General features: G+C 71.3%; 13 protein-coding genes. 7 read left to right on the forward strand and 6 right to left on the reverse strand.

From position 1 onward, the window contains the following. The first annotated feature begins 2 nt into the window (after nt 1–2). Entirely contained in the window at nt 3–1,439 is a 1,437-nt protein-coding gene (locus AB0J97_RS03700) for a peptidase S10 (protein WP_364084035.1), read from the forward strand. Here AB0J97_RS03700 and AB0J97_RS03705 read toward each other — a convergent pair. From AB0J97_RS03705 to AB0J97_RS03725, 5 genes are all read right to left on the reverse strand, one after another. Then, a complete protein-coding gene (locus tag AB0J97_RS03705) occupies nt 1,398–2,312 on the reverse strand; it encodes a hypothetical protein (RefSeq protein ID WP_357702189.1) in 915 nt (304 codons plus the stop codon). The two genes, AB0J97_RS03700 and AB0J97_RS03705, sit on opposite strands and share 42 nt — an antisense overlap. Further along, a complete protein-coding gene (locus AB0J97_RS03710; RefSeq protein ID WP_357702191.1) occupies nt 2,303–2,725 on the reverse strand; it encodes a peptidase inhibitor family I36 protein in 423 nt (140 codons plus the stop codon). The genes AB0J97_RS03705 and AB0J97_RS03710 overlap by 10 nt, the downstream gene beginning before the upstream one ends. A 175-nt stretch (nt 2,726–2,900) precedes the next feature. After that, a complete protein-coding gene (locus AB0J97_RS03715; RefSeq protein ID WP_364084040.1) occupies nt 2,901–3,671 on the reverse strand; it encodes a glucose 1-dehydrogenase in 771 nt (256 codons plus the stop codon). Next, nucleotides 3,668–4,678, reverse strand: coding sequence for a DUF4432 family protein (locus AB0J97_RS03720; protein ID WP_364084043.1), 1,011 nt, complete (start codon nt 4,676–4,678; stop codon nt 3,668–3,670). The genes AB0J97_RS03715 and AB0J97_RS03720 overlap by 4 nt, the downstream gene beginning before the upstream one ends. Beyond that, nucleotides 4,675–5,847 (reverse strand): DUF4185 domain-containing protein, encoded by a 1,173-nt coding sequence (locus AB0J97_RS03725; protein ID WP_364084046.1) that lies wholly within the window; start codon nt 5,845–5,847, stop codon nt 4,675–4,677. The genes AB0J97_RS03720 and AB0J97_RS03725 overlap by 4 nt, the downstream gene beginning before the upstream one ends. 127 nt (nt 5,848–5,974) lie before the next feature. On the opposite strand from AB0J97_RS03725, the gene AB0J97_RS03730 reads away from it, so the two are divergent. From AB0J97_RS03730 to AB0J97_RS03750, 5 genes are all read left to right on the forward strand, one after another. After that, a complete protein-coding gene (locus AB0J97_RS03730) occupies nt 5,975–7,585 on the forward strand; it encodes an ATP-binding cassette domain-containing protein (protein ID WP_357702199.1) in 1,611 nt (536 codons plus the stop codon). Between the two features lie 64 nt (nt 7,586–7,649). Then, nucleotides 7,650–8,450: a hypothetical protein gene (locus AB0J97_RS03735; protein WP_357702201.1), complete on the forward strand. Its 801-nt coding sequence runs from the start codon at nt 7,650–7,652 to the stop codon at nt 8,448–8,450. A gap of 103 nt (nt 8,451–8,553) precedes the next feature. Further along, on the forward strand, nt 8,554–10,023 hold the full coding sequence (locus AB0J97_RS03740; RefSeq protein WP_364084050.1) for a sigma-70 family RNA polymerase sigma factor: 1,470 nt from the start codon (nt 8,554–8,556) through the stop codon (nt 10,021–10,023). A gap of 7 nt (nt 10,024–10,030) precedes the next feature. Continuing rightward, a complete protein-coding gene (locus AB0J97_RS03745) occupies nt 10,031–10,687 on the forward strand; it encodes a hypothetical protein (protein ID WP_357702205.1) in 657 nt (218 codons plus the stop codon). Between the two features lie 143 nt (nt 10,688–10,830). Next, entirely contained in the window at nt 10,831–11,874 is a 1,044-nt protein-coding gene (locus AB0J97_RS03750) for an NlpC/P60 family protein (protein ID WP_357702207.1), read from the forward strand. 3 nt (nt 11,875–11,877) lie between these two features. On the opposite strand, the gene AB0J97_RS03755 is transcribed toward AB0J97_RS03750, so the two are convergent. Beyond that, the gene (locus tag AB0J97_RS03755) at nt 11,878–12,372 is read right to left on the reverse strand and encodes an inorganic diphosphatase (RefSeq protein ID WP_357702209.1); all 495 of its coding nucleotides are present in this window, start codon (nt 12,370–12,372) and stop codon (nt 11,878–11,880) included. 86 nt (nt 12,373–12,458) lie between these two features. Between AB0J97_RS03755 and dacB the strand changes: the two genes are divergently transcribed. Beyond that, a complete protein-coding gene (dacB, locus tag AB0J97_RS03760; RefSeq protein ID WP_364084055.1) occupies nt 12,459–13,874 on the forward strand; it encodes a D-alanyl-D-alanine carboxypeptidase/D-alanyl-D-alanine-endopeptidase in 1,416 nt (471 codons plus the stop codon). Nucleotides 13,875–13,902 lie beyond the last annotated feature (28 nt).

Here is a 13,902-nt window from a genome sequence, read left to right on the forward strand (position 1 = left end):
CTATGTCCGACGAAGTACAGACAAAGACGCCCGCTGACAACCTCGTCACCACCCGGCACACCCTGCCGACCGGCCAGGGGTACACCGCCACCACCGGAACCATGGTGGTGCGCGAGGAGGTGTTCACGGACGGGACGTTCGACGGCCACCGCCCGAAGGCCGAGGTGTTCCTCACCTCCTACACGCTCGACGACGCCGACCCGCTGACCAGACCGGTCACGTTCGCCTTCAACGGCGGGCCCGGGTCGTCGAGCGTGTGGCTGCACCTCGGCATCCTCGGCCCGCGCCGGGTCGTGATGGGGGACGCGGGCGCGCTCCTGCCTCCCCCGTACGCGTTGGCCGACAACGACGAGACCCTGCTCAAGGTGAGCGACCTGGTCGTCATCGACCCGATGTCCACCGGCTACTCGCGGGCGGCCGAGGGCGAGAAGGCCGGCCCGTACCACGGGTTCAGCGGCGACCTGGAGTCGGTCGGCGAGGTGATCCGGCTCTGGACGACCAGGAACGCGCGGTGGATGTCGCCGAAGTTCCTGGCCGGCGAGTCGTACGGCACGGTCAGGGCGGCCGGCCTGGCCGACCACCTCCAGTCGCGGTACGGCATGTACCTCAACGGCGTGATGCTGATCTCCTCGGTGCTCGACTACGCGACCGTGGAGTTCAACGAGGGCAACGACACGGCCTACGCCCTCTATCTACCGACTTATGCCGCAATTGCGCACTATCACGGCCTGCACGGCGACCGCCCGCTGGCCGACGTGCTGCGCGAGGCCGAGGAGTACGCCGCCCGCGACTACCCGTGGGCCCTGGCCCGCGGCAGCCGCCTCACCGCCGACGAGCGCGCCGCCGCCGTCTCCAGGGTCGCCGCGCTGTCCGGCCTCTCCGAGGACTACGTCGACCGCGTGGACCTGCGCATCGAGCACATCCGCTTCTTCACCGAGCTGCTGCGCGAGCGCCGGCTGACCGTCGGCAGGCTCGACGGCCGCTTCACCGGCTGGGACCCCGACGGCGGGCGCGAGCACTTCGTCTCCGACCCGAGCATGAACGCCATCACCGGCCCCTACAGCGCCGCGCTCAACCACTACCTGCGGACCGAGCTGGAGTACGCCAACGACCTGCCCTACGAGATCCTCAGCTCGCGGGTGCACCCGTGGTCGTACAAGGAGTTCGAGGGCGTGCACGTCAACGTGATCGACCGGCTCGGCGCCGCCATGCGGACCAACCCGCACCTGCGCGTGCACGTGGCCTGCGGGTACCACGACGGCGCCACGCCCTACTACGCGGCCGAGCACGCCTTCGCCCACCTGCCCGTGCCCGCCGAGCTGGCCGCCAACGTGGAGTTCACGTACTACGAGGCCGGCCACATGATGTACGCGCACGAGCCCAGCAGACTCGCCCAGTCAGCCGACCTGGCGGCCTTCGTCCTCGGACAGCAGGCGTGAGGCGCGCTCCAGCCGCTGTCGCAGGTTCGCGGCCAGCGCGTCGAAGCGTTCCTTGTTGTCCCGGATGACCGCGCGCTGCACCTCGGCGTCGGCGTTGAACCAGGCGGCGACCAGGCCCGACGACCACTTGCAGGTCGTGTCGGCCACGGCCGTCTGCTTCTCCTCCTCGCTCACGTCGGGCTTGTCCAGGTTCCAGCGGGAGTCGGCGATGGCCGCCTCGGGCGCCGGGTAGGGATGTCCGGCCTGGGTCATGCACGACTGCCAGCGCCTGTTCGCCGCGGTCACGCCGCCGTACTTGGCGGCCTGTTCCAGGGCGAGCGAGTCCTGCAGGCCCAGCCACGGCCAGTCCGCCTTGCGGGTGCCGCTCTCCAGCGCCGCGGAGGCCCGGTCGAGGCAGCCGCGGTCGGCCGCGGTGCCGTACAGGCGGTGGCGGGTGCGCTTGGGCAGCTTGTTGACCCAGGAGGCCGTGGTGTCCGGGGACGGTGGCCTGGCCAGGTGGTAGCCGTACCGCTGGGCGGCCGCGGTGTCCACGACGCCGTAGCGGCGGGAGTTGCCGGGATCGACCACCGCCAGCTCGGCGGCGTCCTCGGCGGGTGGGGTGACGGTGAGGCCGCGGCGGCTCATGCACTGCGCGACCAGGTGGTTGTGGGCATTGCCCAGGACGGCCCGTTGCTCGGGAGTCGGCTTGTAGGCGTCGAACGGCAACACGAGCTGCGACACCGAGGTCACGCCCGCCGGAGGCCGCTCGCGTACGGGCTCGGCGGTGGCGCAGGCCGCGACGGACAGCAGCAGCGCGCCCGCGAGGAGGCCGCGACAGCCGGTTTCCGGCGGCCAAGCCCGGAAACCGGCACTCCCGTTATTTCTCAGCGGCACCAGATGTCGATCGAGCTGGTGCGGTTGTTGCCGATCGCGTTGTTCGACAGGTAACCGTCGTTGGAGTTGTGGGTGAAGGTGCTGTGGGCACCGGTGTAGTCGGCGTGCTGCCACAGGGTGGCGCTGCAGCCGATGCGGTTCCTGACGGAGCTGGTCTCGTTGTCCATGCTGTGCCAGGTGTTGCTGAAGTCCCAGTTCAGCCAGTTGTTGTCGGCCAGATCGGAGTCGTCGGCCGTGAAGTCGCGCCAGTGGTCGCTCTGGCCGCGGTTGTAGTCGAAACCGGCGTACAGGCAGACGCGGCCGCCGTAGCACGTGGAACGTGGGCTGGCCTCTGCCGCGGCGGCCGGGACGACCACGGTGAACAGCGCGGCCGCGGCGGCGACGAAGCCGGCGGCCTTCTTGGTGAGCCTCACAGGTCTCTCCTAGATCGGTGAGCGTTTCGGAACCCGTACCTACGTGCGTGAGGGGGCTCGGGACCCACCCTCGGATTACACGCAGAGACTCTGGTTACCAGGCTCACCACCTGGCACTTCGTCGCGTTGACGCAACGATTGCCAGGATTGGGAGGCGACTGGGGACTTACTCGACCTAGTCGGGGAGCGCCGCGGGGTTTCGGGCCAGCAGACCGCCGTCCACGCGGTGCTCGGCGCCGGTGATGAACGACGAGCGCGGCCCCGCCAGGAACGCCACCAGCTCGGCCACCTCCTCGGGGCGGCCGACGCGGCCCAGCGGATGGGCTTTGCCCCACTGCTGGACCTGCTCCTCCTGCGACAGCCCGCCCCGCCACAGGTCGGCCGCCCAGCGCAGCATGGGGGTGTCCACCGAGCCGGGGCAGACCACGTTGACCCTGATCCCGTCGGACGCGTGGTCGAGCGCCATGGCCCTGGTCAGGCCGTTCAGGGCGGCCTTGCTCGCGGTGTAGGCGGCCACCTGCGCCTGCGAGGAGAACGCCTGCACCGACGACATGACCACGATCGAGCCGCCGCCGCGCTCCCTGAGCCTCGGCACGGCGGCTTTGCACGTGAGGTAGACGCCCTTGAGGTTGACGTCCATGACCTCGTCCCACACCTCCTCGGGGGTGTCCTCGACCGTGCCGTAGCGCTGGACGCCGGCGCAGGTGACGACGACGTCGAGGCCGCCGTACCTGGTCACGGCCAGGTCCACCAGGTCGCGCATGTCGCCGGCCCGACGCACGTCGGCGACGACACCGGTGACGTGCTCGCTGTCGAGCACCGCGTCCTTGTCCACGCCGCAGAACACCACGTTCGCGCCGCCGTCGGCCAGCCGGTCGACCACCGCCCGTCCAATGCCCATCGAGCCGCCGGTGACCAGCGCCACCTTGCCGGAAAACTCACTCACGCCAGCACCTCCGCGCGCCACCTCAACACCTTGGTCTCCTGCGGTCCGAGCGGCAGGGCGCTCCCGTTGGCCACGGCGGCGGCCAGGCCGTCGGTCGGCATGCCGGCGAACGGTTCGAGCCCCAGTGTGTAGGCCCGTCCCCACCAGGGATAGCCGGTGGACGCGCCGAGCTCCTGCCACATCCACAGGTAGGGGAGGAGCGCCGCATCCCACTCCACCCGCATACCGATATCCCCCGAAATTTCGTACCAACCCTGAGGGAAGCCTGTGAGGTAGACGATTTCGCTCGGCCCGCCCCGCCCGGGCACCACGCTCAGATCCGTCTCCCCGCCCCCGTCGGCGGGCACCACCGGCCACCGCCACGGCCCGCCGGGACGCACCCGGCGCCCGGCCGGGTCGATCGGGCCGGCGTGCGGGATCACCCGCACCCCCTCGGGCAGCCGGATCCGCGCGCCCGCCCGCAGGAACGGCCTGCCGAAGACGATGTGCTGCCCCCACATCGCGTGCAGCGCGAGGTCCGACTCGTTGGTCACCCGGCCCTCGACCTCCAGCGCGGCCGTCCCCGCCCGGAGCCGGAACACCTTCTCCACCCGGTACGGCAGCCGCCGCGTGCGCACGCCGAGCCGCACCGCGACCTCCTCCTCGGAGTCGGCCACCACCTCGCACGACCACGGCAACCCGGCGACCTCGCCGTGCTGGGCCAGGCGCGCGCCCCGGTACTCGCTGGGCGCGCCGCCGTTGGGGAAGACCTCCTGCCAGCCGCCCTCGTAGTGGTCGACGAACTGGGCGACGTCGTCGGCCGCGCCGTGACGGTGGTCGCGCGGATCGCGCAGGCCCTGCGGGGAGAGCCAGACGAAGTCGGTGTCGGTGGGCTTGTGCAGGAACTCCACCACGTCGCCGCCCTTGTCCGGCACGACGGTCACGCGCAGCCGCTCGTTCTCCAGCGTGACCGCCCGCAGCCCGTCGAGGGTGAGCCGCCGCAGGCGCGCCGCCCAGTTGCGCCTCACTCGAACGTCACGTCCAGGAACCTGGGCCGGTAGATGGACACGTCCCGGTAGTGGTCGGTGTTGACGAAGCTGTTGACGTTGTAGGAGACCACCAGGCCGTTCCCGGCGACGTCGGGGTGGGCGTGGGCGTTGTAGGTGAAGACGTTCCCGCTGGTCTCGGGGGTGGTGTAGACGTGCTGCTTGCCGGTGAAGGGGCCGGTGGGGGAGCACGAGGAGTAGGCCACGATGTTGGGGCTGAGCACCTCGGTCGTGTCATGTGTGATCAGGACATATCCGGATCCGACCCGGGTGACGCTGTACTCGTTCGCCACCCCGCCCATGATCCGGGCCGAGTCGGTCTCGTCCGGCGACCACGAGCCGTCGGCCGTGCGGAACTCCCACGTGCCCAGCAGGCTCTGGCCCCTGACCCGGGCCAGGTGCATGTACTTGGCCGAGCCGAGGTCCTCGACGCCGTACACGTAGGTGTAGCCGCCGTCCTTCAGCAGGCCGGAGGCCCAGGAGACGCCGTGGCCCGAGGGCAGGTCGTGCACGCTGATCGGCTGGTCGAGCCGGCCGGGCGCGAACCTGGCCACCACGTTCCGGTGCCAGCGCCAGTCCCACGCGCCGGAGCCGAACCGCTCGTACTCCTGGTACGTGACCTCCACCAGGCCACCCGCCAGCGTGGCGTCCCCGGCCCAGTACCAGTGCTTGTCGTCGCGTGGCGGCATCACGGCCTCGGGCTCGGCGGCCGTGCCGTCGTGGACCGTGGACAGCCGCCCGTCCCGCTCGACGGCGAAGGAGTTGTTCAGGAAGACGGTGCTGCCGCCCTCCTCGACGACCGGCGGCCGGGAGCCGTCGGGGTTGACCCGGCCGAGGAAGGTGTCGGAGAACACCCACAGCTCACGGCCGTTCGGCAGTTTGACCGAGTAGGTGCCGTCGGCTCCCGTCCAGTCGTCCAGGCGGTTGTTGTCGTTGCCGTACGAGGTGAACAGGCTGGTCAGCCGGGCGTCCACGGACGCGCCGCGCACGGTGGGCGCGCAGGCCGAGACCGGGCCGGACTGCTGTTGCTGGGTCGCGCCGACCGACGGCGGCACGGGCGTGGGCGGCGCGGCCCACGCCTGCTGCGGCACGGCGATCAGACCGAGCACCGCGACGGCGAGGGGGGCGAGGGAGGAGCGGAATCGCGTCATCACCGGTTCCTAGGGCTGGGGGTCCCGTACAGTTCTAGTCATTAGATCACTTGCTGTCCAGAGTCCTCCGGTATCGCCGCACGAAAATCGGGTGCCGGTGGTGCAGAACGGCCGGTAGCCTGCCCGGATGGGCCACGTTGAAGTAGGACATCTGACGTACGTGCTGCCCGACGGCCGGCCCTTGCTCAACGACGTCTCCTTCCGGATCGGCGACGGTGTCAAGGCGGCGCTCGTCGGGCCCAACGGCGCGGGCAAGACCACGCTCATGCGCCTGGTCGCCGGCGATCTGGAACCCGTCGAGGGCAACGTGACCAGCTCCGGCGGGCTGGGCGTGATGCGCCAGTTCATCGGCAGCGTGCGCGACGGCAGCAACGTCCGCGACCTGCTGCTGGGCGTGGCCCCGCCGGCCGTGCGGCAGGCGGCCGAGCGGCTCGACGCGGCCGAGCTGGTCATGATGGAGCGCGACGACGAGAAGGCGCAGATGCGCTACGCGCAGGCCATCAGCGACTACACCGACGCGGGCGGCTACGAGATCGAGGTGCTCTGGGACACCTGCACGGTCGCCGCCCTCGGCGTCCCGTACGACCGGGTCAAGTACCGCGACGTGGCCACCCTGTCCGGCGGCGAGCAGAAGCGGCTCGTCCTGGAGGCGCTGCTGCGCGGCCCCGACCAGACCCTGCTGCTCGACGAGCCCGACAACTACCTCGACGTGCCCGGCAAGGAGTGGCTGGAGCAGCAGCTCCGCGAGACGTCCAAGACCGTCCTGCTGGTCAGCCACGACCGCCAGCTCCTGGCCAACGCCGCCGACCGCATCATCACGGTCGAGGGCGGCAACATCTGGATCCACGGCGGCGGCTTCGCCGGCTACGGCGAGGCCCGCAAGGCCCGCAACGAGCGGCTCGACGAGCTGCGCAGGCGCTGGGACGAAGAGCACGCCAAGCTCAAGGCCCTGGTCAACATGTTGAAGAACAAGGCCAGGTACAACGACGGCATGGCCGCCCCCTACCACGCGGCCCAGACGCGGCTGCGCAGGTTCGTCGAGGCGGGCCCGCCCGAGCAGGCCCCCGGCGACCAGAACATCAAGATGCGGCTGCGCGGCGGCCGCACCGGCAAGCGCGCGGTCATCTGCGAGGGCCTTGAGCTGACCGGCCTCATGCGCCCGTTCGACCTGGAGATCTGGTACGGCGAGCGCGTCGCCGTCCTCGGCTCCAACGGCTCGGGCAAGTCCCACTTCCTGCGCCTGCTGGCCGGCGAGCCCGTCACGCACGACGGCGTGGCCAGGCTCGGCGCCCGGGTCGTCGCAGGGCACTTCGCCCAGACCCACTCCAGGCCCGACCTGCTCGGCCGCACGCCGGTCGAGATCGTGATGAACGAGCACGCCAGGCTCAAGAACGAGGCCATGAAGACGCTGGCCCGCTACGAGCTGGCCGGGCTGATCGCCGAGCAGCGGTTCGACACGCTGTCCGGGGGCCAGCAGGCGCGGCTGCAGATCCTGCTGCTGGAGCTGTCGGGCGCCACGCTGCTCCTGCTCGACGAGCCGACCGACAACCTCGACCTGGCCAGCGCCGAAGCGCTCCAGGTGGGCCTCGACGCGTTCGACGGCACGGTCATGGCGGTCACCCACGACCGCTGGTTCGCCGCCGACTTCGACCGTTTCCTGGTCTTCGGCTCCGACGGCATGGTCTACGAGTCGTCCGAGCCGGTATGGGACGAGTCCAGGGTCGTCCGGCGGCGTTAAAGAGTTGGTACGCCCGGCGCGTGTCATCTGACAGCCGTGCCCATGCACGGGTTATCACGGCAAAGTGATCCTGCGTAGCCGAACCGTCAGCCTCCTCGCACTCGGGGCGATCTGCCTCGCCGGTTGTTCAAGTGAGGACCAGCCAGCCCAATCGCTCAAGCCGCTCGTTCTCAAGGAGCAGGTCTCGAACATCGCCAAGTCCTCCGACGGCTACGCCGTCAACTGGGCGGGCGTGCTCAGCAACGCCAACCCGTGGCACTTCGGCGAGCACGTGGTGGCCACCATCGTGGGCCGCGACGCCGCCGGCACCGAGGTGGTGCGCATGGACCAGCCGCTCGACGCCGTGCCGCCGGGCGGCTCCCTGGCCTTCACCGGCCAGGCGTCCACCGCCGAGAAGCCGGTCAAGGTGACCATCCAGTACCGTCCGGCGCAGTGGCGGACCGCCGCGCGCATCCCGTCGTCGTTCCAGTCGTTCCCGATCAGCCGCGTCCAGACAATGCGCCAAAAAGACGGCTCTTACCTAATTACCGGCTATGTCGGGAATCCGTATCAATTGCCGGCTAGCAGCCTGGTGGTGAACGCGTTGTTGCGCGACGGGGCCGGCAAACTGCTCGGCGGCGGCAGCACGTTCGTGGACGACGTCAAGGCCGGCAGTCCGCCCAGGTTCATCCTCACCGTGGCCGGACTGCCCAAGGACAGCAAGGTCGCCAAGACCGACGTCACCGCCAGGACCTGGGGCTCCACCGGCCGTCCCTACGAGGATCTGGCCATGGGCGGCGCGATCCCGGAGCACACGGTCAAGCCCACCTCCGAGCCGTTCGCGGTCGACCGGGGGAGCCAGGTCATGGGACAGGTAAAGCAGTAATCGGTATTAGTCCGAACAAATAGGTCGAGGAATGACGGGGTCGCGGTAGACAAGCGGCGGAACCGGTAGAACTACTAGTTACCGATCCATTACCTTCGGTCACATGAATGACCGCGTCCTGGTGGAGGCACTCCGCACCCGTGACCCGGGAGCCCTCGCCGCGCTCTACGACACCTACGCGGAGAGCGTCTACCGCTACTGCTGGTCCCTCCTCCTCGACACCGACAGCGCCCAGGTGGCGCTGCGCGACACGCTGATCGCCGCCGAGGCGCACGCGGGCGCGCTGTCCCAGCCCGACAGGTTCCGGGTCTGGCTGCTCGCCCTGGCCCGGCTCGAATGCCTGCGCCGCCGGATGGCCGCGCCGCCCGGCGCCGACGAGGCGCTGGCCGAGGCGCCGCCTCTCGACGACCCGGCCGACGCCGACCTGCGGCTCATGGCCTGGAACGCCGTCGTCAGCCTGCCCGTCGCCGACCGCGAGGTGCTGGAGCTCGCGACCAGGCACGAGCTGGACACCGCCGACCTGTCCCAGGTGCTCGCGATGTCGCCGCGCCAGGTCGAGCAGGCCAGGGAGCAGGCGCGCGAGCACCTCACCGACGCCGTCACCGCCGAGATCCTGGCGCGCAAGGGCCCCTACGACTGCCCGCGCCGGGCCCGGATCCTCGACGGCTTCTCCGGCGAGCTCACCAGGGAGATGCGCGAGCACCTGGTCGGGCACGTCGCCCGCTGCGAGGTCTGCGCCCCCCACCGCACCCGTCAGGCCTCGGCCGCCAAGGTCTTCGCCCTGCTGCCTGCCGCCGCGCTCCCCGACGCGCTGCGCATCAGGGTCATGAGCTGCTTCGCCGACCCCGAGCTGCTGCCCTACCGCCGCTACGTCGCCCGGCGCACGGCCTCCCTGGACGCCGCCGGGTTTCCCGTTCCCACCCAGACGGCGGCTCGAAGGTGGCCTCAAGCGGTGGCGGGCGCGCTGGCGGCGGTCGCGACCGTGGTGGCGATAGCAGTGATCTTCAACCAGTTCGGCAAGGAAAACGGCGGTCTCGCCGGGGTGGCGACGGCCGCGTTCCCCGCCACCGGCGAGCCGCCCGGCATCAGACTGCCCTGGCAACCCGACCCGCAGGACGTCCAGTTGACCGTAGAGCCCATCCTCGACAGCGCGGCGCCCGAGCCGTTCGGCATGCTCGGCTCGACGACGCCGGTGCCGCCGGCCGTGCTCGTGCCCACGCACGCGACCGCGCCGACCACCGAACCCGAGCCCGGCGACCCGCAGCCGACGCCCGACGATCCGCCACAGGCCGATCCGCCGGACCAGAACCCCGGCGACCCGACGTACGGCCAGCCCGGCCAGCCCGGAGGTCCCGGATGGCCGAGCCGCCCGCCCGGCCGTCCGCCGCACGGTGAGCCGGGCACGCGTCCGCCGACCCGCACGCCGCCGGTGCCGACCCCCACCCCCGCCCCGACGCCCACCGAGACGCCCGCGCCGACCACCACGCCCACGGAGACGGCCACGCCCACCCACACGCCCCCTCCCACGCACACGCCCACCGAGGAGCCCGCCACGCCCGTCGAGAGCGGCTGAACGGGCCGTGGAGGCGTTCGAGCTGCGCCAGGACCCGCACCTGGGCCGCCGGGTCTGCCCGCTGCCCGTCCCCCGGCGGGTGGCCGAACTGGTGCCCAGAGGTCATCGCGTCGACTGGCCGACCTGGCTCGACCGCGGCCCCCGCATGCTGCGCCACGTGCTCGACCTGTCCCGTCTGCGCACCGCGCGCGGCCTGGCCGTGCTGTCCTGGCTGGCCGGCGGCCCGCAGCCGGACGAGCTCGACTGGCTGTGGGACGCCCGCCGCCTGACCGGCCCGCGCCAGGAACGCATGTACGGCGCCGCCGCCGACGTCCCCGATCCGGTGCTCGGGCTGGTGACGGCCAACTGGACCTGGGTGCTCGACACCTGCCACGGCGGCCGGGTCACCGCCCCCTACCTGGCGGGCACCGCCTACCCGGGCGACGGTCACGCCGCCGCCGACGCCACCATGACCCTCTACCAGACCTACGACCGCCATCCGGAGGCCAGGCCGGCCATCGCGGCGGCATGGGCCACGGCCCGGGTGACCGCAGACTGGTGCAAGGCCGCCGAACTGCACGCCGCGTACGGTGGCCAAACCCCCGTTTTCACCTATCCGAGAGCCGCCCAGCCGGTGGTGGCCGGCATCCGTCCCTGGATAGAGCGCCTCTTCCGCCTGCGGTGATGACGTTACGTGCATGAGAGCGCTGGGAACTGTGTGCATAGAGTAACCATCTGTTTTCAGGGGGACCTATGCGCTCAATTCGGGCCGGGCTCCTGGCGTGCGCCCTGCTAGTCGCTCTGTGTCCGCTCACTCCGTGCCCGCCGGTGGCGGCCGACCCCATGCCGTCGGCCAAGGACGTGAAGAAGGCGCGAGAGACCGCCCGCCACCGCTCGAAGGAGCTGGGGGTGGCCAGCGCCGGGCTGGCGGCGGCCCAGTCCAGGCTCGACGAGCTCGCGTCCGGCGTGGAACGGCAGGTGGAGGCGTACAACGGCGAGCTGGTCCGGCTCCGGCAGGCCGAGCAGGCGTACGGGCAGGCCCGGGAACGTCAGGCGGCGGCCGACGTCGAGGCCGAGCGCGCCCGGCAGGCCGTCGCGCTGCTCGCGGCGGAGAGCTACAGCGGCATGACGCCCATGGACCCCGTCATCGGCATGCTCATCGACGAGGGCGGCGTGGACGGCTTCCTGCACCGGGCGAGCTTGCTCAGCCAGCTCGGCGACGAGCGGGCCCGCATCCTGCGCAGGATGAGCGACGCCCAGGAGGTCGCCGCCATCCTCGGGGAGCAGGCGCAGAACGCCTACGACGCCCAGCAGGCGGCCTCGGAGCGCGCCCGGCAGGCGAAGCTCGCCGCGGAGGCGGCCGTCGCCCGGCAGCGCCGCGAGACGCACACCCTCCGGGTGGAGAGGCGGCAGCTCCAACGCCGGGTGAACGCCGCCCGCAGCCACGCCGAGCTGCTGGCCAGGCGTCGGGCCCTGGCCCTGTCGGCGGCCGGGGCGGCAGGGTCGGCGGGCGGCAACCTGGCCGCCAACTGGGCACTGACCCAGCTCGGCAAGCCGTACGTGTGGGCCGCCGCCGGCCCCGACACCTATGACTGCTCGGGCCTGGTGATGCGCGCCTGGGAACAGGTGGGCGTGCATCTGGACCACTGGACCGGAACCCAGTGGACGTCCGGCCCGCACGTGCCGCTGGACCAGCTCCGCCGCGGCGACCTGCTGTTCTTCGGCCGCATCACCGACGACCCCGGGACGATCCACCACGTGGGCATCTACGTCGGCCAGGGTCAGATGGTGCACGCGCCGCAGACCGGCGACGTGGTGCGCGTGGCCCCGATCTGGCGAGGGGACCTGGTGGGCGCCACCAGGCCCCAGTGAGGATCAGTGGTGGTGACCCGCGTCCTTCGCCCGGTTGAACGAGCGCTCGATCTCGGCCTCGGCCTCGATGCGCCCCACCCAGTTGGCGCCCTCGACGGACTTGCCGGGCTCAAGGTCCTTGTAGACCTCGAAGAAGTGCTGGATCTCCAGCCGGTCGAACTCCGACACGTGGTGGATGTCCTGGATGTGGTGCATCCGGGGGTCGGTCGAGGGGACGCACAGGACCTTGTCGTCGCCGCCCTTCTCGTCGGTCATCCGGAACATGCCGACCGCGCGGCAGGTGATGTAGCAGCCCGGGAACGTCGGCTCCTGGAGCAGCACCAGGGCGTCGAGCGGGTCGCCGTCCTCGCCGAGGGTGTGCTCGATGAAGCCGTAGTCTGCGGGGTACTGCGTGGAGGTGAACAGGAGCCGGTCAAGCCTGATCTTCCCGGTCTCGTGGTCCACTTCATACTTGTTCCGTTGCCCCTTGGGAATCTCAACGACAACGTCGAACTCCACCGCGGTTCCTCCGCTCAAGGCCCCCGGGAAGTCCCGGCTGGGCGTTAATGTCTCGTAGGCGAACACCAGGAGAGAGGTCAGGCGACGTGGCGCGGCACGAGCGTACGGTGATGCTGGCCACTCTCGCCGTGCTCCAGATCGTCACGATCGTCATCGGCGTTTACGCCATGACCAGCGACTACAACCTGAGCGCGCTGACGAGGCAGCCGTCACCGATCGGGCCGACGGCGTCTCCCCGGGGAATCCCCCCCGCCCCCGTGGTCACCTCGGGGCCTGTGCTGGCCCAGCTTTCGGCGACGTCAGGAGACGGACCTCTCCCGACTAAGAGTACTTTGACCCGCCAGCTCACCGACGCGCTGGGTGACGAAGCGCTCGGCGGCCGGGTCGGCGCGGTCGTGCTCGACGCCAGGACGGGGGCCCAGATCTTCGCCTCCAACCCCGACCTGGGCATCACCCCGGCCTCCACGAACAAGGTCGTCACGACCGCCGCGGCGCTCGCCTCGCTGGGCCCCGACACGCGCTTCTCCACCCGCGTCGTCCAGGGCCGCGCGCCCGGCGCGATCGTCCTGGTGGGCGGGGGCGACCCGCTGCTCGCCGGGCCGACGGCCAAGCCCGGCTACCCCAAGCAGGCGTCCCTCGCGACCCTGGCCGCCCGCACCGCCGCGACGCTGAAGGCGAAGGGCGTCAGGAAGGTCACGCTCGCCTACGACGACAGCCTGTTCACCGGGCCGACCCTCGCGCCCGGCTGGAAGCCGAACTACGTGCCCGACGGCGAGGCGGCTCCCGTCCACGCCCTGGCCATCGACGAGGGACGCCAGCGCCCCGGCGCCCGGCCCCGCGTGGCCGACCCGGCCGCGACCGCCGCCGCCGCCTTCGCCCGGCTCCTCCCCAAGTACGGCGTCACCGTCTCCAAGGACGTCCGCCAGGAGAAGGCCGCGGCGGGCGCCGCCGAGCTGGGCAAGGTCGACTCCGCCCCCCTCTACGCCCTGGTCGAGCACACCCTGACCCATAGCGACAACGACATGGCCGAGGCCCTGGCCAGGCACGTCGCCATCAAGGAGGGCAAGGAGGCGTCGTTCGCGGGGGCCGCGCAGGCGGTGGTCGGCGTGATGCGGCGGCTCGGCGTCACGAAGGGCGTCAGCGTCGCCGACGGCAGCGGACTGTCCATCCGCAACCGGGTCAGCGCCGACGCCATGGCCAGGGTCATCGCCATCGCCGGCTCCGCCCAGCACCCCGAGCTGCGGGCCGTCGACTCGGGCATGCCGATCGCCGGCTTCTCCGGCACGCTGGGCAACGGCCGGCGCTTCACCCGCGCCGACAGCAAGGGCCAGGTCGGCCTCGTACGCGCCAAGACCGGCACGCTCAACAACGTCAACACCCTGGCGGGCCTGGCCACCACCAAGGACGGCCGGCTGGTCACCTTCGCCTTCCTCGCCGACGACGTGCCGGTGAACGCCGAACCCGTGCTCGACAAGCTCGCCGCGATCGTCGCGCGATCCTGAACGCCGCTTCTTCGCAGGCGTGACGAGA

It is taken from the genome of Nonomuraea sp. NPDC049607 (assembly GCF_040675375.1).
Lineage (GTDB): Bacteria > Actinomycetota > Actinomycetes > Streptosporangiales > Streptosporangiaceae > Nonomuraea.